Below are 23,344 nucleotides of genomic sequence, written 5' to 3' on the forward strand. Positions count from 1 at the left end.
GCGAATGGAAGTGGATTTCTGCCACGCAGGCACACGAACGCGTGCCACGAGTGACGCTTCAGGCTACCAGATCTGCCGGGCGGTCTCCATCCGGATTCCGCTCCCCTCTTATGGGATGCTGATCCGATGACCGACCGCCTCATGCTGCTCGACACCGCTTCGCTGTACTTCCGGGCGTTCTACGGCGTACCCGACACCGCCAAGGCCCCCGACGGCCGGTCCGTCAACGCCGCACGCGGACTGCTCGACATGATCGCCAAGCTGGTCTCCACATACCGTCCGACGCAGCTCGTCGCCTGCTGGGACGACGACTGGCGCCCGCAGTGGCGCGTCGATCTGATCCCGAGCTACAAGACGCACCGCGTGGTCGAGGTCGTCGCCGGCGGTCCCGACGTCGAAGAGGTCCCTGATCCGCTCGAGCAGCAGATCCCCGTCATCCGCGAGACGCTCGCCGCGCTCGGCATCCCGATCGTCGGCGCGGCAGAGCATGAGGCGGACGACGTGATCGGCACGCTCGCCACGCGCGCAGAGGTGCCGGTCGACATCGTCACCGGCGACCGCGATCTGTTCCAGCTCATCGACGATGCCTCCGGAGTGCGCATCATCTACACGGCCAGGGGCATGAGCAACCTCGAGATCCTCACCGCCGAGTCCGTGGTCGCGAAGTACGGCGTGCTCCCCTCGCAGTACGCCGACTTCGCGACGATGCGCGGGGACGCCTCGGACGGCCTGCCCGGTGTGAAGGGCGTCGGCGAGAAGACCGCCGCCACGCTGCTGCAGAACCACGGCGATCTCGCGGGCATCCGAGCAGCGGCGGATGCCGGCCAGGGCATGAGCGCCTCGGTCGCCGCGAAGGTGCGGGACGCCGCGGACTACCTCGACGTGGCACCGACGGTGGTCGAGGTCGCGAAGTCGCTCGATCTCGAGGTGCCCGTCGCCCGGCTGCGTCCGCTCGACCCCGCCGAGCAGGACACCGCGAACGACCTCGCCGAGCGCTGGAATCTCGGCTCGTCGATGACCCGCGCCCTGGCGGCACTGGCCGGCACGGCCTGACTCAGGACGCCCAGGCGCGCAGCCTGTCCAGGCCCCACGTCGTGACGATGCGGGATGCCGGCACGCCGGCGCGCTCTGCGCGCTCGGCACCGTGATCGAGCAGCGACAGCTGCCCTGGCGCGTGCGCGTCGGAATCGATCGAGAACAGACATCCCTCCTCGAGAGCGATCGCGATCAGCTCGTCGGGCGGGTCCTGGCGCTCCGGACGGGAGTTGATCTCGACGGCCACGCCGTGCTCGGCGCAGGCCGCGAACACTGCGCGCGCATCGAACTCCGACGGCGGGCGCGTGCCGCGCTCCCCCTGCACCAGCCTCCCGGTGCAGTGCCCCAGCACGTTCACGTGCGGGTTCGAGACTGCGGCGATCATCCGCCTGGTCATCGGCGCCGCGTCCATGCGCAGACCGGAATGCACAGATGCGACCACGATGTCCAGCTCCTCGAGCAGCGCGGGCTCCTGGTCGAGCGCGCCGTCATCGAGGATGTCCACCTCGATCCCTGCGAGGAGCGTGAGACCGCCGCCGGTCTGCGCCCGCACGAGCGGGATCTGCTCTCGGAGCCGCTCGGCGGACAGCCCGCGTGCCACGCGCAGCCGCGGCGAATGATCGGTGATCGCGTAGTACTCATGTCCCAGCGCCCTGGCCGCCTCGACCATCGACTCGATCGGCGTGGTGCCGTCGGACCAGTCGGTGTGCGAATGCAGGTCGCCGCGCAGCAGCGCGCGCAGCTCGGAACGACGCTCGGGCTCGACCACGCCGCGCAGCTCGACGAGGTAGTCCGGCACCTGCCCGGCATCCGCCTGCCGGATGACGGCGAACGTCGACTCGCCGATGCCTTTCACCGCCCGCAGGCGGGACGGGTCGCTGCGCACATCATCAGGAAGCTCCTGCAGCGTCGCCGCCGCCTGCCGGAAGGCCTTCGCGCGATACCGCGACGCACGCTCCCGCTCCAGCAGAGCGGCGATCTCGAGCAGAGCGGCGATGGCGTCCACGGCGCGATCCGATCAGGAGGCGGCGAGCTCGCGGGTCGCCCGCACCCATTCGTCGAGCTTGGCGGAGGCCCTGCCGTCGTCGATCGCGGCCTCCGCTCGGGCGTATGCGGCGCGCAGTCGCTCCAGGATCGGCACCTGGGTGAGACTCGCGTCGCGCGACAGCTCGAACGCGACGACGCCCGCGGCGGCGTTCAGCAGCACGATGTCGCGCACCGCACCCTTCTCGCCGTCCAGGGTGCGGCGCAGCACGCCGGCGTTGTGCTCCGGCGAGCCTCCGATCAGGTCGGACAGGTCGGCGAGGGGGATCCCGAGATCACGCGGGTCGAGGTCGTGCTCGTGGATGTCGCCTCGGGCGACCTCCCAGATGCGGCTGTGGCCGGTCGTGGTGAGTTCGTCCAGTCCGTCGTCGCCGCGGAACACGAGCGCGGTGGCGCCGCGGGTGCGGAACACTCCGGTGATCAGCGGGACCCGGTCGAGCTGCGCGACTCCGACGGCGTTCGCCTCCGCGCGAGCGGGGTTGCAGAGCGGGCCGAGCATGTTGAAGACGGTGGGGACGCCGAGCTGGGCGCGCGTCGGACCGGCGTTCTTGAATCCGGGGTGGAAGGCGCCGGCCCACGCGAAGGTGATCCCGGTGCGATCCAGGACAGCCGCGACGTGCTCGGGCGACAGCGTCAGATCGAGACCGAGCGAGGCCAGCACGTCGGAGGAGCCGGATGCCGAGCTCGCGGCCTTGTTGCCGTGCTTGACGACCGGAACACCGAGCGCGCCGATGATGATGGCCGCCGTCGTGGAGACGTTCACGGTGCCGATCCTGTCGCCGCCGGTGCCGACGATGTCGAGCACGTCGGAGGACACCGGCAGCGGCACCGCGGCCTCGAGGATCGCGTCACGGAACCCGACCACCTCGTCGATGGTCTCGCCCTTCGCGCGCAGCGCGATCAGGAAGCCTGCGAGCTGCGCCTCGGACACCTTGCCCTGCATGACCTGGCGCATCGCCCACGTGGACTCCCAGACGCTGAGGTCGCGTCGTTCCAGAAGCATCGTGAGCAGGTCGGACCAGGTGAGGGAGTCAGCCATAGCAAGGATCTTATAGAGCGGTATGCCGCACGGCAGACGAGATGACGGATGATGCCCGATCGATGCAACCGCAGCGCCCACCGCACGATTGCGCGGATTCCGGGCGGATTCGCAGGTGGTTCTTAGGTTCCCCTAAGTCCGGATCCGGCGAAACGGGCGACCATGGTGCAAGAATCGGCGGCGCGAATCGGCCATAATGGAACCGTGACCACCTCAGCGACGTATGCCCCGGCGGCAAGAACCATCAAGCGGCCAAACCCGGTCGCTGTCGGCACCATCGTGTGGCTCGGCAGTGAAGTCATGTTCTTCGCGGGACTCTTCGCGATCTACTTCACGCTCCGCAGCACATCCCCCGAACTGTGGGGTGAGCGCACCGAGATGCTGAACGTGCCCTACGCGTTCGTCAACACGCTGATCCTGGTGTTCTCCTCGTTCACCTGCCAGATGGGCGTGTTCGCGGCCGAGGACCTGCAGCCGTACAAGCTCCCGAAGGGTCAGCTCAACGCGGCCGGCCGTCGTCGCCTGTTCGGCTGGGGCATGGTCGAGTGGTTCTGGGTCACCTTCATCCTGGGCGCGATCTTCGTCTCGGGTCAGGTCTGGGAGTACGCGCAGCTGACCATGGAGGGCATGCCGATCTCGGCCGACTCCTACGCCTCGGCCTTCTACCTCACCACCGGTTTCCACGCCCTGCACGTCACCGGCGGTCTCATCGCGTTCCTGCTCGTCATCGGACGTGCGTACGCGGTCAAGAACTTCGGGCACAAGGAGGCGACCTCCTCGATCGTCGTGTCGTACTACTGGCACTTCGTCGACGTCGTCTGGATCGTGCTGTTCATCGTCATCTACTTCCTGAAGTGAGAGCGGAGCGAATCCCCGACATGGTACGAGAGAAGAAGCGCCGCTCACGCGGCCGTCGCAGCCCGTTCGCAGCGATCGCACTGATCGGCGCAGGCCTCCTGATCACCGGTGGCGTGTACGCCGGCGCAACGGCGGCCATGGCGGCGACCGACACCAAGACCCAGGCCTCCGCTGAGCTCACGGTCGACGACGGTCAGAAGCTGTTCCAGGCCAACTGCGCCACCTGCCACGGCATGAACCTCGAGGGCACCGGCGACGGTCCGACGCTGATCGGCGTGGGCGAGCTGGCCGTCGAGTTCCAGATGTCGACCGGTCGCATGCCGCTGCAGATGCAGGGACCGCAGGCGCCGCAGAAGCACCCGCAGTTCACTGAGGAGCAGATCCGCGCGGTGGCCGCCTACGTGCAGTCCGTCGCCCCCGGACCGACCTTCCCGAAGGACGAGATCCTGGATGGCAAGGGCGACGTCGCGCACGGCGCCGAGCTGTTCCGTATCAACTGCGCGATGTGCCACAACGTCGCGGCGGCCGGTGGCGCGCTCACCGAGGGCAAGTACGCCCCCGCACTGACCTCCACCAGCGCACTGCACATGTACGCGGCCATGGTCACGGGCCCGCAGAACATGCCGGTCTTCGGCGACATGAACCTCTCGGACGAGGACAAGCGCGACATCATCTCGGCTCTGCTGTTCCAGCAGGACGCCGTGCAGATCGGCGGCTTCACGCTCGGATCGCTCGGCCCCGTGTCCGAGGGCCTGTTCATCTGGATCTTCGGGATCGGCGCCCTCGTCGCGCTGACCGTGTGGATCACGGCGAAGTCCAACTGACGCATTTCTTCTGAAGAGGAACGTACGAGGAGCACCATGGCACACGACGACGACACGCAGGCTCTCGACAGGGCCTACCAGCCCTCGCCGGGGCTGGGCGTCGCAGTCAGCGATCCCGCGCAGAACCCGGGGCTTCCGGAGCATCGCCACCGGATGACGGACAAGGACCCCAAGGCCGAGAAGGCCGCGGTCCGCACGGTCTACACCCTCTTCTACCTCTCGCTCGCGGGCAGCATCTGGGCGGTCGCCGCCTACATGCTGTTCCCGATCGAGAGCGGCGCGCTGATCGACATCAGGTACAATAACCTGTTCATCGGTCTCGGCATCGCGCTGGCCCTGCTCGCCATCGGTCTCGGAGCCATCCACTGGTCCAAGGCGCTGATGAGCGACAAGGAGTTCATCGAGTACCGTCACCCCACCCGCGGCCGCGATTCGACGCGCGCGGCCTCGCTCAAGGCCTTCGCCGACGCCAACGAGGAGTCCGGCTTCGGTCGCCGCGTGATGATCCGCAATTCGATGATCGCCGCCGTCGTGGCGTCCATCATCCCCGGTGTCACGCTGTTCCGCGGTCTCGCACCGTTCAACACCCCGGATGACCCCGAGGCCGGTGACCCCGTCGCGCTGCTCGAGCAGACGATGTGGAAGAAGGGCGTCAAGCTCGTCCGCGACCCCGACGGCACCCCGATCCGCGCAGCGGATGTCACGCTCGGCTCCGCCGTGCACGTCATCCCCGAGGGTCTCACCGACCTCGGCCACGAAGGCGGGATGCTCGAGCAGAAGGCCAAGGCGATCGTGCTGCTGATGCGCCTGCGTCCCGAGCAGCTCATCGAGGCCGACGACCGCAAGGACTGGTCGTACGACGGCATCGTCGCCTACTCCAAGGTGTGCACGCACGTCGGCTGCCCCGTGGCGCTGTACGAGCAGCAGACCCACCACCTGCTCTGCCCCTGCCACCAGTCGCAGTTCGATGTGACCGAGCACGCCAAGGTCATCTTCGGACCCGCTGCCCGGCCGCTGCCCCAGCTGCCGATCATGGTCGACGACGAGGGCTACCTCGTCGCGCAGAGCGATTTCCACGAACCCGTCGGTCCGAGCTTCTGGGAGCGTCATTGAGCACCTCAACCGTCACCGAAAAGCCCTCGACGGAGCAGGCTGAGAAGCCCCTCGGCGGCCGCTTCCTCAACGCCACCGCGAACTACATCGATGAGCGCACCAGCCTCTCGGGCTTCGTCAAGGAGCTCGGTCGCAAGATCTTCCCCGACCACTGGTCGTTCATGCTGGGCGAGATCGCGCTCTGGAGCTTCGTCGTCGTGTTCCTCTCGGGCACGTTCCTGACGTTCTTCTTCCAGGCCTCGATGGTTCCCACGCACTACACGGGCGCCTACGCCCCGATGCGCGGCATCGAGATGTCTGCGGCACTCGAGTCGACTCTGCGCATCTCCTTCGACCTGCGCGGTGGCCTCCTGGTCCGTCAGATCCACCACTGGGCCGCGCTGGTCTTCGTGGCCGGCATCGGCGTGCACATGCTCCGCGTGTTCTTCACGGGTGCGTTCCGCAAGCCCCGCGAGCTGAACTGGGTGATCGGCTTCGTGCTGTTCATCCTGGCCATGGCAGAGGGCTTCACCGGTTACTCGCTCCCCGACGACCTGCTCTCGGGCAACGGCCTCCGCATCATCGACGGCATGGTCAAGGGCCTCCCGCTGATCGGAACCTGGACCTCGTTCCTGCTGTTCGGCGGCGAGTTCCCGGGCGATCAGATCGTCGGACGCCTGTACACGCTGCACATCCTGCTGCTGCCGCTGCTGGTGATCGGCCTGATCGTCGTGCACCTGATGCTGATGGTGATCAACAAGCACACGCAGTTCGCCGGCCCCGCCCGCACGAACGACAACGTCGTGGGTTACCCGATGATGCCGGTCTACATGTCGAAGATGGGTGGCTTCCTGTTCATCGTCTTCGGCACGATCGTGCTGATCGCGTCGCTCTTCCAGATCAACCCGATCTGGAACTACGGTCCGTACGACCCGTCGCCCGTGTCCGCAGGTACGCAGCCGGACTGGTACATCGGCTTCGCCGACGGTGCGCTGCGTCTGGCACCGTCCAACCTCGACGTGGTCTTCCTGAACCACACCTGGTCGTTCGGCATCCTGATCCCGGTCGCCGTGCTCGGTCTGTTCATCGTGCTCGTCGCGATCTACCCCTTCATCGAGGCGTGGATCACCGGCGACAAGCGCGAGCACCACATCGCAGAGCGCCCGCGCAACTCGGCCACCCGCACCGCCATCGGCGTCGCCGGCGTGATCTTCTACGCCGTGCTCTGGGCTGCCGCCTCGTCCGACCTCATCGCGACGCACTTCATGCTCACCATGGAGGGTGTCATCCACACTCTGCAGGCTCTGCTCTTCCTCGGGCCGATCATCGGATACTTCGTCACGAAGCGCATCTGCATCGCGCTCCAGAAGAAGGACCGCGAGATCGTGCTGCACGGCTACGAGTCGGGTCGTATCGTCCGCCTCCCCGGTGGCGAGTTCATCGAGGTGCACGAGCCGGTCGACGTGTACGACCGCTGGAAGCTCATCGACTACGAGACCTACGAGCCGCTGGTGGTCCGTCCGAACGCCAAGGGCCGCATCCCCTGGACGCAGAACCTGCGTTCGGCGATGTCGCGCTGGTTCTTCGAGGACCGCCTGCAGCCCCTCACCCAGGCCGAGATCGATGCCGCGGACGCCCACCAGCACCACGCGCTGGCTGACATGGACGCCACCGAGGCCGCCGAGATCGCCGGAGCGCACGAACGTGCCGGCGTCACCGACGAGTCCACCATCGCTCCTGCCACGGATGCTCCGATCGGTGAGACCCCGAACACGCCGAGCTCGGTCATCGCGACCGACCCGGTGAAGAAGTCCCGCAAGAAGGCGGAGGACGGCGAGTAACACCGCCCCTCCCCTGCAGCACCAGGAGGGCCCCGTCTTCGGACGGGGCCCTCCTTCGTCGTCCGCGCGGCTCAGTAGGCTGGTGCGATGCCCCTGACCATCCGTGACGCGCACTCCGCGGACCTCGCCGAGATCGAGGCCGTCGAGGCGGAAGCCGACCTGCTCCTGATCGAGACCTTCGGGGCTGTCGACTGGCCGCCCCCGGATCCCGCGGCCGAGCGCGCCTCGCAGCCGGGGTTCCTGCTCGTCGGCGAGCTGGACGGAAAGGTCGTCGGCTTCGCGCACGTGCTGGAGGTGCATCGGGTGGTGCACCTCGAGCAGGTGGCCGTCCTCCCCCGCTACGGCCGCCGAGGCATCGGGCGGAGACTCGTCGAGGAGGCGCTCCGCGTCGCAGCAGACCGAGGGTACGAGGAGATCACGCTGCGCACCTACGCGAACGTGCCCTGGAACGCGCCGTTCTACGCCTCCTGCGGCTTCCAGGTCTCCGTACCGGCGACGGACTTCCACCGCGGCCTGATCAGCGTCGAGGAGTCGCTCGGGCTGATGCGGTACGGCGCGCGCGTCCAGATGACCGCATCGCTCTGACCTCCCTCGCGTGGGCACGTGCTATCTTCTTCCCATGCGCATGCTTCAGGTCACCACGACGCCGGACTCTCTCCGGCGCTGCCTGTAGCGGATCACGCACACAACAGAGCTCGGGGAACGCCCCGGGCTCTCGTCGTCTTCCGGTGTCTCCTCGGCTCCCCACGAAGGAGGACCCCATGGAGAACGAAGACCACCGCGTGCTGGGTCGTCGACTGCGCCTGTTCGACACCGTGCCGGTGATCGGCGCCGGCCTGCCGATCTGGCTGCCCGACGGTGCCGTCATCCGCAGCGAACTCGAGCGGATGGCAGCCGAGATCGCGGAGCGCACCGGCTGCATGCGCATCAACACTCCGGTGCTCGCGAAGCGGGCGCTCTTCGAGCAGAGCGGACACTGGGACAAGTTCACCGCGGACATGTTCCCGGTGATGAGGGTCGGCGACGACGAGCTGGTGCTCCGCCCCGCGAACTGCCCGAGTCATGTGCAGGTCTACGCCGCCGAGGCGCGCAGCTGGCGAGACCTGCCCGTGCGCCTGGTCGAGTCCGCTTCCATGTTCCGCAGCGAGCTCTCCGGTGTGCTCGGCGGACTCAGCCGCGTGCGCCAGATCAGCCTGGACGACGCTCATGTGTTCTGCACCGAGGCTCAGGTGGTCGACGAGGTGGTGCAGGCGCTCGACGCGATCATCGACGCCTACGAGGTGCTGGGCGTGAAGGTCGATCACTACCGCCTCTCGGGCCGGGGCGCGGACAGTGCCGGTTCCGACCGCGACTGGGATGCCTCGGAGGCGGATCTCCGCGATGCGCTCAGCCGCCGCGGCATCCGCTATGTGCACGTGCCGGGCGAGGGGGCGTTCTACGGCCCCAAGATCGACATCCAGGTGCTCGACTCCGCGGGGCGCGAGGAGACCCTGTCGACCGTGCAGGTCGACCGTGTGCTTCCCCAGCGCTTCGGGCTGTCGTACGTCGGAGCGGACGCTGCGAAGCACCGGCCCGTGATGATCCATCGCGGGCTGCTCAGCTCGATGGAGCGCCTCGTCGCGCTGCTGATCGAGCGGTATCAGGGGCGTTTCCCGACCTGGCTCTCCCCCGTGCAGGTCGCCGTGCTGCCCGTGGATCCGCGCCGACATGCGGATGCCGCGGAGCTGTTGCGTGCGCGTCTTGCTGCGGCCGGGTTCCGGGTGCGGCTCCTCGACAGAGGCACCCTCAGCGCCCGGATCGCTCGCGCACACGCCCTTCCGGCGCCGTATGTCGGCGTGGTCGGCGATCGCGAAGCAGCCGCAGGGTCAGTGACTGTGAATGGCCGCGACATGGAGGTCGTGGATCTCCTCTCGAAGCTCCGCGCGGAGGTCGACAGCCGCTCCGCACGCCCGTGAAGACCTGTCCCTGCAACATCGCTCTCGGCGGGAGGCGCACGGCGTAGCCTGGGCACATGGACCGCACTGACTACTTCACCGCCAAGCTCACCTTCGAAACCGATGCCAGCGACGTCTACGCCGCGCAGAAGGCCGGAGAATCCGCAGTGATCGTCGATGTGCGATCCGATGAGGCGTGGGCGCAGGGACGCGTCGCCGGTGCTGTGCACATGCACTACGGCGAGATCGCGGAGCGCGCACCGCAGGAGATCCCCGCCGGAAGCGCCGTGGTCGTCTACTGCTGGAGTCCCGGATGCAACGCCGGTGCCAAGGGCGCCCTCGAGTTCGCGAAACTCGGCTACGACGTGCGCGAGATGATCGGCGGATTCGAGTACTGGGTGCGCGAGGGCTATCCGGTCGAGAACGCCGACGGCGTGCACCGCCGTCCCATCGATCCGAACGTCGGCGTCCCCCGCATCCGCACCAACGCGTGACAGGCCCAGCGCCCCGCACATGACGAAAGCCCCCGGCCGGAGCCGGGGGCTTTCGTCATGGAGTTCTCAGCGGGCGAAGTGACCGCGGTAGTACTCGTAGACCCAGCCGACGATCGCGACGGCGAAGATGGCGACGCCGATCGGGAGCAGGAACTGTCCGACAGCCATGCCGATCAGGAAGATCGCTGCGGAACCCGCGAGGACCAGCGGCCACCAGGACCACGGGCTGAACTCACCGAGCTCGGGGTCACCGTCATCGATGTCCGCCGTGAGGATGTCTTCAGGCAGCTCGCCGCCCTGCGCCTTGTAGGTGCGGTGCAGGTACAGCGCGATCATCGCGCCCATGAAGGCGACGAAGAGCAGCGCCACAGCCCCGACCCACTCGACGTGGTTCTCGGCGAGGAGGTTCCAGGTCACATACACACCGGCGGTGATCAGGAAGAAGACGGTGAGGACCCACCAGAGGACGACATTGGAGCGCATGGGTTACTTCGCCTCTCCTGCCGCGGCGGCAACCGGGTGCTCCGCAGCCTCGGGGTGGTTCAGGTCGAACGCAGGACGCTCGCTGCGGATGCGCGGGATCGACGTGAAGTTGTGACGGGGCGGCGGGCAGCTGGTCGCCCATTCGAGCGACGCGCCGTAGCCCCAGGGGTCGTTGACGGTGACCTTGGGCGCCTTGCGGGCCGTGATCCACACGTTCAGGAAGAACGGCAGCATCGAGGCACCGAGGATGATCGCACCGATGGTCGAGACCTGGTTCTCCCACGTCCAGTTGTCGTAGGCCGAGTAGTCGGCGTAACGACGAGGCATGCCGTCGACGCCCAGCCAGTGCTGCACGAGGAACGTCATGTGGAAGCCGATGAACAGCATCCAGAAGTGGATGTAGCCGAGACGCTCGTTCAGCATGCGGCCGGTCCACTTCGGCCACCAGAAGTAGAAGCCGGCGAACATCGCGAACACCACGGTGCCGAAGACGACGTAGTGGAAGTGCGCGACGACGAAGTACGAGTCGCTGAGGTGGAAGTCGAGCGGCGGCGCCGCGAGGATCACACCGGTCAGACCACCGAAGACGAACGACACGAGGAAGCCGAGCGAGAACACCATGGGCGTCTCGAACGTGATCGACCCACGCCACATCGTGCCGATCCAGTTGAAGATCTTCACACCCGTCGGCACGGCGATGAGCATGGTCATCAGCGCGAAGAACGGCAGCAGGACCCCACCGGTGACGTACATGTGGTGCGCCCACACCGCGACCGACAGCGCGGCGATCGAGATGGTCGCGTACACCAGGGTCTTGTAGCCGAAGATCGGCTTGCGGCTGAACACCGGGAAGATCTCCGAGACGATGCCGAAGAACGGCAGCGCGATGATGTACACCTCAGGGTGACCGAAGAACCAGAACAGGTGCTGCCAGAGCAGGACGCCGCCGTTGGCCGGGTCGTAGATGTGCGCGCCGAGGATGCGGTCTGCAGCTGCGGCGAACATCGCTGCGGCGAGAACCGGGAACGCCATCAGGATCAGCAGGCTGGTGATGAGCGTGTTCCACGAGAAGATCGGCATGCGCCACATGGTCATGCCCGGGGCGCGCATCGTGATGACCGTGGTGATGAAGTTCACCGCACCGAGGATGGTGCCGAAACCGGACATGCCGAGGCCGACCATCCAGAGGTTTCCTCCGGCACCCGGTGAGAACGACGTGCTGGCCAGCGGCTGGTAGGCGAACCATCCGAAGGAGGCGGCACCCTGCGGGGTGACGAAGCCGGCGACCGCGATGATCGAGCCGAACAGGAACAGCCAGAAGGCGAAGGCGTTCAGACGCGGGAAGGCGACGTCGGGAGCACCGATCTGCAGCGGCAGGATCGCGTTGGCGAAACCGGCGAACAGCGGTGTCGCGAACATCAGCAGCATGATCGTGCCGTGCATCGTGAACAGCTGGTTGTACTGCTCCTTGGTCGGCACGATCTGCATGCCCGGGGCGAACAGCTCTGCGCGGATGACGAGCGCCATGACGCCGCCGAGCAGGAAGAACAGCACCGAGGCGATCAGGTACATGTACCCGATCGTCTTGTGATCGGTGGAGGTCAGCCACTTGACGACGATGTTGCCCTTCTGCTCCACGCGGGTGGAGGACAGCAGCGCGGCCTGACGTGCCGGGATCGTCGTGGGCCGGGCCCTCGGAGTCTCGGTCTGTGGTTCTGCAGTCGTCGTCATGGCTTACTCCTCTTCCTTCGCGCCCGAGTTCGATCCGGTACCCGGAAGGTTGGACAGACGATCGTAGGCGTCGGTGATGTCACCGGTGTTGCCCTTTTCACGCAGCCTGTCGAGGTACTCCTCGTAGTCCGCCTGGGACACGACCTTGACGTTGAAAAGCATCATCGAGTGGTACTCGCCGCACAGCTCGGCGCACTTTCCGTCGTACTCGCCGATGCGGGTCGGGATGAAGGACCAGGAGTTGTCCTTCCCGATGTACATGTCCTTCTTGTAGAGGAAGTCGATGATCCAGAAGGAGTGGATGACGTCGCGCGACTGAAGGTCGATCTTGACCTTCTGGTCGACCGGCAGCACCAGCGTGGGCAGCTTGTCGCGGTCGATGTCGCCCGCTTCGTCGGGCTGCGCCTGCACGCCCATCGTCCACACGGCGTCGGAGTTGTCCTTCTCCTCACCGTCGTACTGGAAGTCCCATGCCCACTGCTTGGCGATGGCGGTGACCTCGACGTCGGGATCGGTCCACTGGGTCTCGATCTCGGTCTGATCACGGGCGGTGAAGAAGAACATGCCCATGATGAAGATGAGCGGGATCACCGTGTAGAGGATCTCGATCGGCATGTTGTAGCGGAGCTGCACGGGGAGGCCGGTCTGGCCCTTGCGGCGGCGGTAGACCGCCAGCGCCCAGCCCATCAGGCCCCAGGTGATGACACCGACGGCAAGCAGCACGATCCAGGAGTTGACCCACAGCGAGGAGACCCGCTCGGTCTGGTTCGTGGCGGCGGTGCCGCCCTCTACGAAGCCCGGAAGGAAGCCATTGCGCTCGGAGACGGAGCATCCCGCCAAGACAATGGCTGTCACGATTCCCAGTGGGATCGCGACCCAACGAAGGCGGCGTTTCGAAGGCACGGTGCACCTTTCAGATCACGGACAGGGGCAACCCAAGTCTAGGGCAACCTCACACCTGATTCATGCCAACCACGCAGGTTGGCGGCGGGTCAGTGGAAGCTGTCGCCGCAGGCGCAGGACCCCTGGGCGTTCGGGTTGTCGATCGTGAACCCCTGCTCCGAGATGGTGTCCTTGAAGTCGATGGAGGCGCCGTCCAGGTACGGGACGCTCATGTTGTCGACGATGACCTCGACGCCGTCGAAGTCGACCGTCTCGTCGCCGTCCAGGAACCGCTCGTCGAAGTAGAGCTGGTAGATCAGGCCGGAGCATCCTCCGGGCTGGACGGCGACACGCAGACGCAGGTCGTCGCGGCCCTCCTGCTCGAGCAGGCTCTTCACCTTCAGCGCGGCGGCTTCGGTCAGGCCGACGCCGTGCGCGCGGGTGCTCGTCTCGGTCAGCGTGGTGTCGCTCATGTCACTCCTTGAGTACTCGTGCGGCGCGGGCGCCGCCCTGTTCGAAGTCTACCGCCGCAGGACCCGCGGCGGCCGGTCCCCTCAGCCCTGTGCCGCGCCGTTCATCCGCGCGAGCAGCAGCGCCTCGGCCCGCACCGCGTTGCGGAAGGTGTCCAGGTGCAGCGACTCGTTCGGGCTGTGCGCGCGCGAGTGCGGGTCCTCGACACCGGTGACGAGGATCTGCGCTCCCGGGAACTCCCGCACGAGATCCGCGATGAACGGGATGGACCCGCCGACGCCGAGGTCGATCGGTGCCACGCCGTACCCGTCCGCCATCGCACCGCGGGTCAGCTCGACCGCCCATCCCGTGGTGTCGACGAGGAATCCGTCTCCGAGATCCACGTCGCTGAACGTCAGCTCCGCACCGAAGGGCGCATGCGCCCGCAGGTGCGCCTCGAGCGCCGCGTAGGCGTCCGCTGCGCTCTGCCCCGGCGCGACGCGCGAGCTGATCACGACGCTCACCTCCGGCAGCAGCGTGTTGGATGCCGCTTCGACGCTGGTCGCGTCGATGCCGATGACGGTCACGGAGGGCCTGTTCCAGATGCGGCTCAGGATCTCGTCCCGTCCGATCGGCGACACCCCGGGGAGCAGCCCGGTCTCCTCGCGCAGCGTCTCCTCGCCGTAGGCCGGCGTCGCCGCATCCCTGGCCCGCAGCCCTTCGACCGCCACCGCGCCGTCGGCATCCCACAGCGTGGCGAGCAGCGTGACAGCCGCCATCATCGCGTCGGGCACCGCTCCGCCGAACATCCCCGAGTGCGAGGCGTGCTCGAGCGTGCGGATCTTCAGCGTGAACCGCGCGTTGCCGCGCAGCGAGACGGTCAGCCCCGGCGTGCTCTGGTCCCAGTTGCCGGAATCGGCGACGACGATCGCGTCGGCGCGCAGCGCGTCGGCGTTGTCGGAGAGGAACTGGGCGAACGACCGGGAGCCGTACTCCTCCTCCCCCTCGATGAACATCGAGACGCCGAGGTCGAAGTCGTCGCCGAGCACCTCGGACACCGCGCGCAGCGAGGCGATGTGCGACATGATGCCCGCCTTGTCGTCTGCGGCGCCGCGCCCGTAGAGGCGCCCGTCACGGACAGTCGGCTCGAACGGCGGCGTCTCCCAGAGAGCCTCGTCGCCGTGCGGCTGCACGTCATGGTGCGCGTAGAGCAGGATCGTCGGGCGGCCGTTGCGGGCCTTTCTGGTCGCCAGCACGGCAGGCTGCCCCATCTCGTCGGTCCCGGGGATCGCCGCGCGCAGCACCCGCACCTCGTCGAAGACGCCTGTTCCACGGGCCAGGTCGGCGACGGCGTCGGCGCTGCGCTCCAGCTGGGTCTGATCGAACGCGGGCCAGGCGATGCCGGGGATGCGCACGAGCGAACCGAGGTCGGAGAGGGCTGCGGGGATGCCGGTGGCGACCGCCTCGAGGACGGATGCGTCCTGCTCGGCGGACGACGGGGAGGAGATGGTGGTCATGCGAGTAATCTTAAGGAAAATCCCGTTCCACGACATGAGGACTGCTGTGCCCGCTTCCACTCCCCCCGCCAACGACGACGCACCCGAGACGCCCGCCGTCGGCAAGGGCCGCGCCACGCCGACGCGCGCAGAGCAGGAGGCCGCGCGCCGTCGCCCCCTCGTCGCGGACACCAAGGAGGCCCGAGCCGCGGCGAAGGCCGACCTCCAGGCGCGGCGCGACCGTGCGCGCCTCGGAATGGAACGCGGTGAGGACAAATACCTCCCGCCGCGCGACAAGGGCCCGCAGCGCCGCTGGGTGCGCGACTACGTCGACGCCGGCTGGCACCTCAGCGAGTGGGTGATGGCGATGATGGTCGTCGTCATAATCGCCGCGCTGATGCCGATCACGACGATCGCCTACGGCGCGATGGTCGCGCTCTGGATCTTCATGCTGCTCGCCGTGCTCGACATGGTGCTGCTGGCATGGCGGGTGAAGCGGAAGGCCGCAGCGAAGTTCGGCAAGGAGCGCCTCGAGCGCGGCCTGGGCTGGTACGCCGCGATGCGCTCCCTGCAGATGCGGTTCATGCGGCTGCCCAAGGCCCAGGTCAAGCGCGGGCAGTACCCCGACTGACCCTTCGACAGGCTCAGGGACCCAGGATTCTGCTGATCAGCGAGCGGCGCTGCGCAGTCCGCGGTTGATCTGGCGCGCCCAGAACGGACCGCGGTACAGGAAGGCCGTGTAGCCCTGCACCAGCGTGGCGCCGGCATCCAGCCGCTTCTGCACGTCCTCCGCGCTCTCAACGCCGCCGACCGCGATCACGCAGAAGTCGGCGGGGACGGCCGCGCGCACCACGGCGAGCACGTCCAGCGAGCGCTGCTTCAGCGGCGCTCCGGACAGTCCGCCCGCACCGGCCGCCTCGACGACCGCAGGATCGGTGACCAGGCCCTCACGGCCGATGGTGGTGTTGTGCGCGATGATGCCGGCGAGCCCCTCGGACACCGCCATGGCGGCGATCGCCGAGATCTCCTCGTCCGGCAGGTCGGGCGCGATCTTCACCAGCAGCGGGGTCTCCCCCGCGGCTTCCTTCACCGCGCGCAGCAGCGGAGCGAGTGTCTCGACGGCCTGCAGTCCGCGCAGGCCCGGGGTGTTCGGCGACGAGACGTTCACGGCCAGGTAGTCGGCCAGCGGCGCCAGCCGGGTGGCGGACGCCACGTAGTCGGCGGTCGCGTTCTCGACATCGACGACGCGGCTCTTGCCGATGTTCACGCCGATCATGGTCTGCGGCGCGCGGCGGCGCAGCTTCCGGAGCCGCTTCGCCGCAGCATCCGCTCCTTCGTTGTTGAAGCCCATCCGGTTGATCACGGCGCGATCGGCGACGAGCCGGAACAGCCGGGGCTTCGGGTTGCCGTCCTGCGGGATGGCGGTGACGGTGCCGACCTCGACATGACCGAACCCGAGCGCGGCGAGCCCGCGCACGCCGACGGCGTTCTTGTCGAATCCGGCGGCCACGCCGAACGGCGACGGGAACGACAGCCCGAGCGCCTGCACACGCTGCTCGGGGTGCGGCCTGGTCAGCCCGCGGGCGACCCACGAGAACGGAGGCGTGCCGGCCACGCGGATGACGGCCATGCCGGCGTGGTGCGCGAACTCCGGATCGAAGCGCGAGAGGACGAGGCGGAAGAGCAGCGGATACATCCCTGCCAGATTACCGGTCGCCGGCACCGGCTTTCTCACGGTCGGCACGCAACTCGCCGATGGCGGTCTCGAAGTCCTCGAGTGAGTCGAACGCCTGGTACACGCTGGCGAAGCGCAGGAACGCCACTTCGTCGAGCTCGCGGAGCGGTCCGAGGATGGCCAGGCCGATCTCGTTGGTGTCCAGCTGCGAGACGCCCGTCTGCCGGACCGCCTCCTCCACGCGCTGGGCGAGGACCGCGAGATCCGCCTCCGTCACCGGACGCCCCTGGCACGCCTTGCGCACGCCGGAGATGACCTTGTCACGGCTGAACGGCTCGACGACGCCGGACCGCTTGATCACCGCGAGGCTCGCCGTCTCCGTCGTCGTGAAGCGTCCGCCGCACTCCGGGCACTGGCGTCTGCGGCGGATCGACAGTCCGTCGTCACTGGTGCGCGAATCGATCACGCGGGAGTCCGGGTGCCGGCAGAAGGGGCAGTGCATGATGATCCAGCGTACTCGCGGATCAGCCCCGATCGGCGAAGCGCGCCTCGACGGCCTCGCCGTGGGCCGGAAGCCCCTCCACCTCGGCGAGTGCGACGACCCCCTCGCGCACCAGCGCGAGCGCCTCGCGATCATAGGAGATCACCTGCTGCGGGCGGAGGAAGGTGTACGCGCCGAGTCCTGGCGCGTAGCGGGCCTGGCCGCCGGTGGGCAGCACGTGGTTGCTGCCCGCCATGTAGTCCCCCAGGCTCACCGGGGTCTGATCGCCGAGGAACACGGCGCCCGCGCTCGTGAACGCGTCCGCGGCGTTCTCGGCATCGGCGAGGTGCAGTTCGAGGTGCTCGGGCGCGTAGGCGTTGCTGAAGGCGACGGCCATGTCCCGGTCGTCCACGAGCACGATCGCGGACTGCGGGCCGCTCAGCGAGACCTGGACGCGCGCACTGTGCCTCGTGCGTGCGGTCAGGGTGCTGACCTGCTCCGCCACGCGCTCGGCGAGCTCGGGCGAGTCGGTCACGAGCACAGCGGAGGCCTGCTCGTCGTGCTCGGCCTGGCTGATGAGATCCGCCGCGACGAGCAGCGGGTCGGCGGCAGCATCCGCCACGATCAGGATCTCGGTGGCGCCGGCCTCGGAGTCGGTGCCCACGATGCCCGCCACGGCGCGCTTGGCCGAGGCGACGTAGTTGTTCCCGGGCCCGGCGACCACGTCGACCGGGTCGAGGCCGAGGCTCTCGACGCCCCAGGCGAGGGCGCCGATCGCTCCAGCCCCACCCATCGCGTAGACCTCGTCGATGCCCAGCAGGGCCGCGGCTGCGAGGATGGTCGGATCGATCCGCCCGGCGTGGGCGCTCTGCGCAGGCGATGCGAGCGCGATGCTCCTGACGCCTGCGACCTGGGCCGGGACGACGTTCATCACGACGCTGGATGCCAGTGCCGCCTTGCCCCCGGGGATGTACACCCCTACGCGGTCGACCGGCTGCCAGCGCTGCACGATGCGCGCGCCAGGGCCGATCTCGGTGGTGCACGAGTCCGGCACCTGCGCCGCGGATCCGCGGCGCACCCTGTCGATCGCAGCCTCGAGCGCCGCGCGGACGCGTGGATCGACCGACGCGAGCGCCTCGGTGATGTGCTCGGCGGGAACGCGGATCGCGTGACCGGACACGCCGTCGAAGCGCTCGGCCTGCTCACGCAGCGACTCCTCGCCACGACGGTGCACATCGTCGACGATGCGTGCGGCCGTGTCGAGTGCCTCCGCGCGGGCCTGCACGGCGCGCGGGACGGCGGCGAGCATTGCCGCGGCGGAGAGTTCCTGTCCGCGGAGATCGATGGTGCGCACCCGGGTCAGCCCTTCGTGATGTTGGTGATGTCGTGCAGATAGCCGATTCGGCCGTCGTCATGACGGATGACGTAGGCGCCGCCGCGATCGTCGATCACGAGCGCCCAAGCGTGCGGTCCGATCGTGAAGAGCTCCCGGCCGTGCTCGTCGAGCACCTCGCGCGCATCCGGGGTGAGGATCCAGAACGGCTGTGTCGCATCGGCCGGGGTGGAATCGTCCGCAGGATGCGTCTCCTCATCCGGTGTCTCGGCGAGATCTTGGTCGTCCTCGTCAGGGGTGAGCAGTTCCGTCACGGCATCGGGGCCGGTGGCGAACAGGAAGTCCTCCTCCTGCTCGGCGACTTCGGCCGCCTCCGCGTCCGCCTCGTCGACCTGTGTCTCGTGGACGGGGGCCTCGATCGCGAGCAGCTCGCGGTCGGCGCGCGCGGGTGCGATCACCGGACGGACCGGGTTCGCATTGCGGTGCGCCAGGGTCTCGAGCCGTCCCTGGAAGTCCTCGCGGAGTCCGGGGACGAGCGGCGCGAGCACGGTGAGCACGACGAGCGCGAGAGCCATGATCGTCTCGACGATCGGAGACCAGCCGATCAGGAAGGCACCTGCAGAGGCCGACGCGGAGCCGAGGTCCCAGAGCAGCTGCACCCAGAGCAGGGCGGAGACCGAGAACGCGACGGACGCGAACTGATCCACGCCCAGGGAGCCGATCCGCCGGATGCCCTCCGGCGAGAACCGACGCAGCACGATGAGGAACACCGCGACCGTCGGCACCGCGATCGGCAGGATCCAGTGCAGCCCGCTCTGCCACAGCGAGCCGGCGCCATGGCCGCCGACCGGGAAGAACGAGACGACGAATCCGATGACCCAGCAGGCCACGATCAGAAGCTCGCGCAACGTCATCCCGAGGATGCCGGGCTGGGGTTCGACCTGCTCTTCGTACAGCACGCCATCGTCAGGGGCCGCGGTGCTCATCGATGTTTCCTTTCGTCGCAGCGCGCGTCTGGGGAGTTCGCAGCGCCGGGTACGCGACCCGATCCTACCGGCGGAGACCGTCCGTCCGCCGCCGATGACGGCGGACGACGGTGCTCAGCCCAGGCAGGACGGGCCCAGAAGGGACTTCAGGTCACCGAACAGGTCGGCGGAGACGGAGACCGGCATCGGCACCTCGAACACCTTCGCGGAGCCGCCCCGATGCACCTTCAGCACGACCTCGGTCTCCCCGGAGTGCCGTCGGAGAACCTCCGCCAGCTCGATCATCACGCGCTCGGTCGCACGCTGCTCGGCCACAACCAGCGAGAGAGGGCCGGCGGCGTCGAAGGAGCCGACGTCGGGCGCGAACGCCGACTGCGCATGCAGGTTGAGTCCGTCGTCTCGGCGGGAGACCCGTCCGCGCACGGCGAGGATCGCATCCTGCTGCAGCACGTGCTGGAACTCGGTGTACGTCTTGCCCATGAACATGACGGTCACCTCGCCGTTGAAGTCCTCGACGGTGATCATGCCGTAGGGATTTCCGCTGGCCTTCGCCACGCGGTGCTGCACGCTGGTGACGAGCCCGGCGACGGTGACCTGGTCGCCGTCCTGCAGGTCCTCGGAGGCGAGCAGGTCGTGGATCGAGATCGAGGCGTGCTTCGCCAGCGGCACCTCGAGTCCCGCGAGCGGATGATCGGAGACGTAGAGACCGAGCATCTCCCGCTCGAAAGCGAGCTTGTCCTTCTTCGTCCACTCGGGCTTCTCCGGCACCTGGACGGGCGGGACCTCATCGGCCTCCCAGAGGCTGTCGAAGTCGAATCCGACCTCGCCGTTCACCTCTCTGCGCTTCGTGCTCACGGCAGCTTCGACGGAGTCCTCATGGATCTCCAGCAGCGCCCGGCGGGTGTTGCCCATCGTGTCGAACGCGCCGGCCTTGATCAGGGACTCGACCGTGCGCTTGTTCGCCACGTGCAGCGGCACCTTGTTCAGGAAGTCGTGGAACGAGGTGAACTTCTCCTCCTTGCGCGCTTCGATGATGCCGTCGACGACGTTGCTGCCGACGTTGCGGACTGCGCCGAGGCCGAATCTGATGTCCTCCCCGACGGCCGCGAAGAAGTTGATCGACTCCGAGACGTCTGGCGGGAGCACCTTGATGCCCATGCGGCGGCACTCGTTGAGGTACAGCGCCATCTTGTCCTTCGAGTCGCCGACGCTGGTCAGCAGCGCCGCCATGTACTCGGCCGGATAGTGCGCCTTCAGGAAGGCGGTCCAGTACGAGACCAGTCCGTACGCCGCCGAGTGGGCTTTGTTGAACGCGTAGTCCGAGAAGGGCAGCAGGATGTCCCACAGGGCCTGGACGGCGCCCTCGCCGTAACCGCGCTCCTTCATACCGCCCGAGAAGCCCTCGTACTGCTTGTCCAGCTCGGACTTCTTCTTCTTGCCCATCGCGCGCCGCAGGATGTCTGCCTGTCCGAGGCTGAAGCCCGCCACCTTCTGAGCGATCGCCATGACCTGTTCCTGATAGATGATCAGACCGTAGGACTCTTCGAGGATGTCGGCGAGAGGCTCGGCGAGCTCGGGATGGATCGGTGTGATCTCCTGCTGCCCATTCTTTCGAAGCGCGTAGTTCGTGTGCGAGTTCGCGCCCATGGGGCCCGGCCGGTACAGCGCGATGAGTGCGGAGATGTCACCGAAGTTGTCGGGCTTCATCAGGCGCATGAGCGAACGCAGCGGCGGGCTGTCGAGCTGGAACACACCCAGCGTGTCGCCGCGGGCCAGGAGGTCGTACACCGCGCGGTCGTCGAGCTGGAGGTGCTCGAGGTCGAGCTCCTCCCCCCGGTTCAGGCGGATGTTGTCGAGGGCGTCCGAGATGATCGTGAGGTTGCGCAGCCCCAGGAAGTCCATCTTGATGAGGCCGAGAGACTCGCACGACGGGTAGTCGAACTGCGTGACGATCTGACCGTCCTGCTCGCGCTTCATGATGGGGATGATGTCGAGCAGCGGGTGCGACGACATGATCACGCCCGCGGCGTGCACGCCCCACTGGCGCTTCAGCCCCTCCAGGCCGAGGGCGCGCTCGAACACCGTCTTGGCCTCGGGGTCCGTGTCGATCAGGGCACGGAACTCGCTGGCCTCCTTGTAGCGGGGGTGCCCGCTGTCGAACATGCCGCTGAGCGGCATGTCCTTGCCCATCACAGCGGGTGGCATCGCCTTGGTGAGCCGGTCGCCCATGCTGAAGGGGAAGCCCAGCACGCGCCCCGCGTCTTTCAGTGCCTGCTTGGACTTGATCGTGCCGTAGGTGACGATCTGCGCGACACGCTCGGAGCCGTACTTCTCGGTGACGTAGTCGATCACCTCGCCACGACGGCGGTCATCGAAGTCGACGTCGAAGTCGGGCATCGAGACGCGGTCCGGGTTGAGGAAGCGCTCGAAGATCAGGCCGTGCTCGAGCGGATCGAGGTCGGTGATCTTCATGGCGTAGGCGACCATCGAACCCGCGCCGGAACCGCGGCCCGGTCCGACGCGGATGCCGTTGTTCTTCGCCCAGTTGATGAAGTCGGCGACCACGAGGAAGTAACCGGGGAAGCCCATCTGCAGGATGACGCCGAGCTCGTACTCCGCCTGCTTGCGCACCTTGTCGGGGATGCCGCCGGGGTAGCGGTAGTGCAGGCCGGCCTCGACCTCCTTGACCAGCCAGCTGTCCTCGGTCTCGCCGTCGGGCACCGGGAACTTCGGCATGTAGTTCGCCGAGGTGTCGAACTCGACCTGGCAGCGTTCGGCGATCAGCAGCGTGTTGTCGCACGCCTCGGGGTGGTCGCGGAACAGCTGCCGCATCTCGGCCGCGGTCTTGATGTAGTAGCCGTCACCGTCGAACTTGAACCGGTTCGGGTCGTCCATGGTCGACCCCGACTGCACGCACAGCAGCGCCTCGTGCGCATCCGCCTCGTGCTGGTGCGTGTAGTGCGAGTCGTTCGTGGCCACCAGCGGGATGCTCAGGTCCTTGGCCAGGCGCAGCAGGTCGGTCATGACCCGCCGCTCGATGGACAGGCCGTGATCCATGATCTCGGCGAAGTAGTTCTCCTTGCCGAAGATGTCCTGGAACTCCGCCGCCGCCGCGCGAGCCGCGTCGTACTGCCCCAGGCGCAGGCGGGTCTGCACCTCGCCGGAGGGGCACCCGGTGGTGGCGATCAGACCCTTGCCGTAGGTCTGCAGCAGTTCGCGGTCCATACGGGGCTTGAAGTAGTAGCCCTCGATGCTGGAGAGGGAGCTGAGCCGGAACAGGTTGTGCATGCCCTGCGTGTTCTGACTCCACATGGTCATGTGGGTGTATGCACCGGCACCGGAGACGTCGTCGCTCTTCTGATCGGCCGAGCCCCATGCCACTCGCGTCTTGTCGCTGCGGTGCGTGCCGGGGGTGACGTACGCCTCGAGGCCGATGATGGGCTTGACCCCTGCGGCGTTGGCCGCGTTGTAGAACTCGAACGCCGCGAAGGTGTTCCCGTGGTCGGTCACGGCGATGGCCGGCATGCCGTACTCGGCCGCCGCCTGGGTCATCGCGCCGATCTTCGCCGCACCGTCCAGCATCGAGTACTCGCTGTGGACATGGAGGTGCACGAAGGAGTCGGATGCCATGGATTCGAGCCTACCCGTGGCATCCGACCTCGAAGA

Annotated in this window: 21 protein-coding genes; 9 read left to right on the top strand and 12 right to left on the bottom strand. The window is 67.7% G+C overall.

Annotated features, from left to right (window positions below; genetic code table 11):
• The first annotated feature begins 126 nt into the window (after nt 1–126).
• Nucleotides 127–1,053, top strand: coding sequence for a 5'-3' exonuclease (locus GON06_RS13675; RefSeq protein ID WP_157312807.1), 927 nt, complete (start codon nt 127–129; stop codon nt 1,051–1,053).
• 1 nt (nt 1,054) lies between these two features.
• Here GON06_RS13675 and GON06_RS13680 read toward each other — a convergent pair whose 3' ends face one another.
• Both GON06_RS13680 and trpD read right to left on the bottom strand, forming a co-directional pair.
• On the bottom strand, nt 1,055–2,041 hold the full coding sequence (locus tag GON06_RS13680; RefSeq protein WP_332837547.1) for a PHP domain-containing protein: 987 nt from the start codon (nt 2,039–2,041) through the stop codon (nt 1,055–1,057).
• A 12-nt stretch (nt 2,042–2,053) separates the two neighbouring features.
• Complete coding sequence (gene trpD / locus GON06_RS13685; RefSeq protein WP_157312808.1) at nt 2,054–3,118, bottom strand: anthranilate phosphoribosyltransferase; 1,065 nt, start codon at nt 3,116–3,118, stop codon at nt 2,054–2,056.
• A gap of 162 nt (nt 3,119–3,280) precedes the next feature.
• On the opposite strand from trpD, the gene ctaE reads away from it, so the two are divergent.
• The 7 genes from ctaE to GON06_RS13720 all read left to right on the top strand — a co-directional run bounded on the left by ctaE (nt 3,281) and on the right by GON06_RS13720 (nt 10,161).
• Nucleotides 3,281–3,976: an aa3-type cytochrome oxidase subunit III gene (ctaE, locus tag GON06_RS13690; RefSeq protein ID WP_157312809.1), complete on the top strand. Its 696-nt coding sequence runs from the start codon at nt 3,281–3,283 to the stop codon at nt 3,974–3,976.
• Nucleotides 3,977–3,996: 20 nt separating this feature from the next.
• Nucleotides 3,997–4,800, top strand: coding sequence for a cytochrome bc1 complex diheme cytochrome c subunit (qcrC, locus tag GON06_RS13695; RefSeq protein ID WP_157312810.1), 804 nt, complete (start codon nt 3,997–3,999; stop codon nt 4,798–4,800).
• Between the two features lie 36 nt (nt 4,801–4,836).
• Nucleotides 4,837–5,913 carry a cytochrome bc1 complex Rieske iron-sulfur subunit gene (qcrA, locus tag GON06_RS13700; protein ID WP_157312811.1) on the top strand — a complete coding sequence of 359 codons (1,077 nt, stop codon included), beginning with the start codon at nt 4,837–4,839 and terminating at the stop codon, nt 5,911–5,913.
• A complete protein-coding gene (qcrB, locus tag GON06_RS13705; RefSeq protein WP_157312812.1) occupies nt 5,910–7,733 on the top strand; it encodes a cytochrome bc1 complex cytochrome b subunit in 1,824 nt (607 codons plus the stop codon). Before qcrA ends, qcrB begins: the two co-directional genes overlap by 4 nt.
• Nucleotides 7,734–7,820: 87 nt before the next feature.
• Entirely contained in the window at nt 7,821–8,318 is a 498-nt protein-coding gene (locus tag GON06_RS13710; protein ID WP_157312813.1) for a GNAT family N-acetyltransferase, read from the top strand.
• Between the two features lie 176 nt (nt 8,319–8,494).
• Nucleotides 8,495–9,688, top strand: coding sequence for a threonine--tRNA ligase (thrS, locus tag GON06_RS13715; RefSeq protein ID WP_157312814.1), 1,194 nt, complete (start codon nt 8,495–8,497; stop codon nt 9,686–9,688).
• 56 nt (nt 9,689–9,744) lie between these two features.
• Nucleotides 9,745–10,161: a rhodanese-like domain-containing protein gene (locus GON06_RS13720; protein ID WP_157312815.1), complete on the top strand. Its 417-nt coding sequence runs from the start codon at nt 9,745–9,747 to the stop codon at nt 10,159–10,161.
• A 66-nt stretch (nt 10,162–10,227) separates the two neighbouring features.
• Here GON06_RS13720 and GON06_RS13725 read toward each other — a convergent pair whose 3' ends face one another.
• The 5 genes from GON06_RS13725 to GON06_RS13745 form a co-directional block, all read right to left on the bottom strand.
• Complete coding sequence (locus GON06_RS13725) at nt 10,228–10,644, bottom strand: cytochrome c oxidase subunit 4 (protein ID WP_157312816.1); 417 nt, start codon at nt 10,642–10,644, stop codon at nt 10,228–10,230.
• A 3-nt stretch (nt 10,645–10,647) separates the two neighbouring features.
• Nucleotides 10,648–12,375: an aa3-type cytochrome oxidase subunit I gene (gene ctaD, locus GON06_RS13730; RefSeq protein ID WP_157312817.1), complete on the bottom strand. Its 1,728-nt coding sequence runs from the start codon at nt 12,373–12,375 to the stop codon at nt 10,648–10,650.
• 3 nt (nt 12,376–12,378) lie between these two features.
• Nucleotides 12,379–13,278: an aa3-type cytochrome oxidase subunit II gene (ctaC, locus tag GON06_RS13735; protein ID WP_332837549.1), complete on the bottom strand. Its 900-nt coding sequence runs from the start codon at nt 13,276–13,278 to the stop codon at nt 12,379–12,381.
• An 89-nt stretch (nt 13,279–13,367) separates the two neighbouring features.
• On the bottom strand, nt 13,368–13,730 hold the full coding sequence (gene erpA / locus GON06_RS13740; RefSeq protein WP_157312818.1) for an iron-sulfur cluster insertion protein ErpA: 363 nt from the start codon (nt 13,728–13,730) through the stop codon (nt 13,368–13,370).
• An 81-nt stretch (nt 13,731–13,811) separates the two neighbouring features.
• Complete coding sequence (locus tag GON06_RS13745; RefSeq protein ID WP_157312819.1) at nt 13,812–15,224, bottom strand: dipeptidase; 1,413 nt, start codon at nt 15,222–15,224, stop codon at nt 13,812–13,814.
• 34 nt (nt 15,225–15,258) lie between these two features.
• Here GON06_RS13745 and GON06_RS13750 point away from each other — a divergent pair, with 34 nt between their 5' ends.
• Nucleotides 15,259–15,834, top strand: coding sequence for a DUF3043 domain-containing protein (locus GON06_RS13750; RefSeq protein ID WP_157312820.1), 576 nt, complete (start codon nt 15,259–15,261; stop codon nt 15,832–15,834).
• 36 nt (nt 15,835–15,870) lie between these two features.
• Here GON06_RS13750 and GON06_RS13755 read toward each other — a convergent pair whose 3' ends face one another.
• The 5 genes from GON06_RS13755 to dnaE all read right to left on the bottom strand — a co-directional run bounded on the left by GON06_RS13755 (nt 15,871) and on the right by dnaE (nt 23,308).
• Nucleotides 15,871–16,899, bottom strand: a complete 1,029-nt coding sequence (locus GON06_RS13755) for a quinone-dependent dihydroorotate dehydrogenase (RefSeq protein ID WP_157312821.1) — start codon at nt 16,897–16,899, stop codon at nt 15,871–15,873.
• Nucleotides 16,900–16,909: 10 nt separating this feature from the next.
• Nucleotides 16,910–17,380, bottom strand: coding sequence for a transcriptional regulator NrdR (nrdR, locus tag GON06_RS13760; protein WP_157312822.1), 471 nt, complete (start codon nt 17,378–17,380; stop codon nt 16,910–16,912).
• Nucleotides 17,381–17,402: 22 nt separating this feature from the next.
• Complete coding sequence (gene hisD / locus GON06_RS13765; protein ID WP_332837551.1) at nt 17,403–18,713, bottom strand: histidinol dehydrogenase; 1,311 nt, start codon at nt 18,711–18,713, stop codon at nt 17,403–17,405.
• Nucleotides 18,714–18,718: 5 nt separating this feature from the next.
• Nucleotides 18,719–19,678 (bottom strand): hypothetical protein, encoded by a 960-nt coding sequence (locus GON06_RS13770; RefSeq protein WP_157312823.1) that lies wholly within the window; start codon nt 19,676–19,678, stop codon nt 18,719–18,721.
• Nucleotides 19,679–19,792: 114 nt separating this feature from the next.
• Complete coding sequence (gene dnaE, locus GON06_RS13775) at nt 19,793–23,308, bottom strand: DNA polymerase III subunit alpha (RefSeq protein ID WP_157312824.1); 3,516 nt, start codon at nt 23,306–23,308, stop codon at nt 19,793–19,795.
• Nucleotides 23,309–23,344: the final 36 nt, after the last annotated feature.

It is taken from the genome of Microbacterium sp. MAH-37, from assembly GCF_009758255.1.
Lineage (GTDB): Bacteria > Actinomycetota > Actinomycetes > Actinomycetales > Microbacteriaceae > Microbacterium.

Coding starts and splice junctions, on each gene's coding strand:
- GON06_RS13675 (WP_157312807.1), top strand. CDS start 127: ATGACCGACCGCCTCATGCTGCTCGACACCGCTTCGCTGTACTTCCGG.
- trpD (WP_157312808.1), bottom strand. CDS start 3,118: ATGGCTGACTCCCTCACCTGGTCCGACCTGCTCACGATGCTTCTGGAA.
- ctaE (WP_157312809.1), top strand. CDS start 3,281: ATGGTGCAAGAATCGGCGGCGCGAATCGGCCATAATGGAACCGTGACC.
- qcrC (WP_157312810.1), top strand. CDS start 3,997: ATGGTACGAGAGAAGAAGCGCCGCTCACGCGGCCGTCGCAGCCCGTTC.
- qcrA (WP_157312811.1), top strand. CDS start 4,837: ATGGCACACGACGACGACACGCAGGCTCTCGACAGGGCCTACCAGCCC.
- GON06_RS13710 (WP_157312813.1), top strand. CDS start 7,821: ATGCCCCTGACCATCCGTGACGCGCACTCCGCGGACCTCGCCGAGATC.
- thrS (WP_157312814.1), top strand. CDS start 8,495: ATGGAGAACGAAGACCACCGCGTGCTGGGTCGTCGACTGCGCCTGTTC.
- GON06_RS13720 (WP_157312815.1), top strand. CDS start 9,745: ATGGACCGCACTGACTACTTCACCGCCAAGCTCACCTTCGAAACCGAT.
- GON06_RS13725 (WP_157312816.1), bottom strand. CDS start 10,644: ATGCGCTCCAATGTCGTCCTCTGGTGGGTCCTCACCGTCTTCTTCCTG.
- ctaD (WP_157312817.1), bottom strand. CDS start 12,375: ATGACGACGACTGCAGAACCACAGACCGAGACTCCGAGGGCCCGGCCC.
- erpA (WP_157312818.1), bottom strand. CDS start 13,730: ATGAGCGACACCACGCTGACCGAGACGAGCACCCGCGCGCACGGCGTC.
- GON06_RS13745 (WP_157312819.1), bottom strand. CDS start 15,224: ATGACCACCATCTCCTCCCCGTCGTCCGCCGAGCAGGACGCATCCGTC.
- GON06_RS13750 (WP_157312820.1), top strand. CDS start 15,259: ATGAGGACTGCTGTGCCCGCTTCCACTCCCCCCGCCAACGACGACGCA.
- GON06_RS13755 (WP_157312821.1), bottom strand. CDS start 16,899: ATGTATCCGCTGCTCTTCCGCCTCGTCCTCTCGCGCTTCGATCCGGAG.
- nrdR (WP_157312822.1), bottom strand. CDS start 17,380: ATGCACTGCCCCTTCTGCCGGCACCCGGACTCCCGCGTGATCGATTCG.
- GON06_RS13770 (WP_157312823.1), bottom strand. CDS start 19,678: ATGAGCACCGCGGCCCCTGACGATGGCGTGCTGTACGAAGAGCAGGTC.
- dnaE (WP_157312824.1), bottom strand. CDS start 23,308: ATGGCATCCGACTCCTTCGTGCACCTCCATGTCCACAGCGAGTACTCG.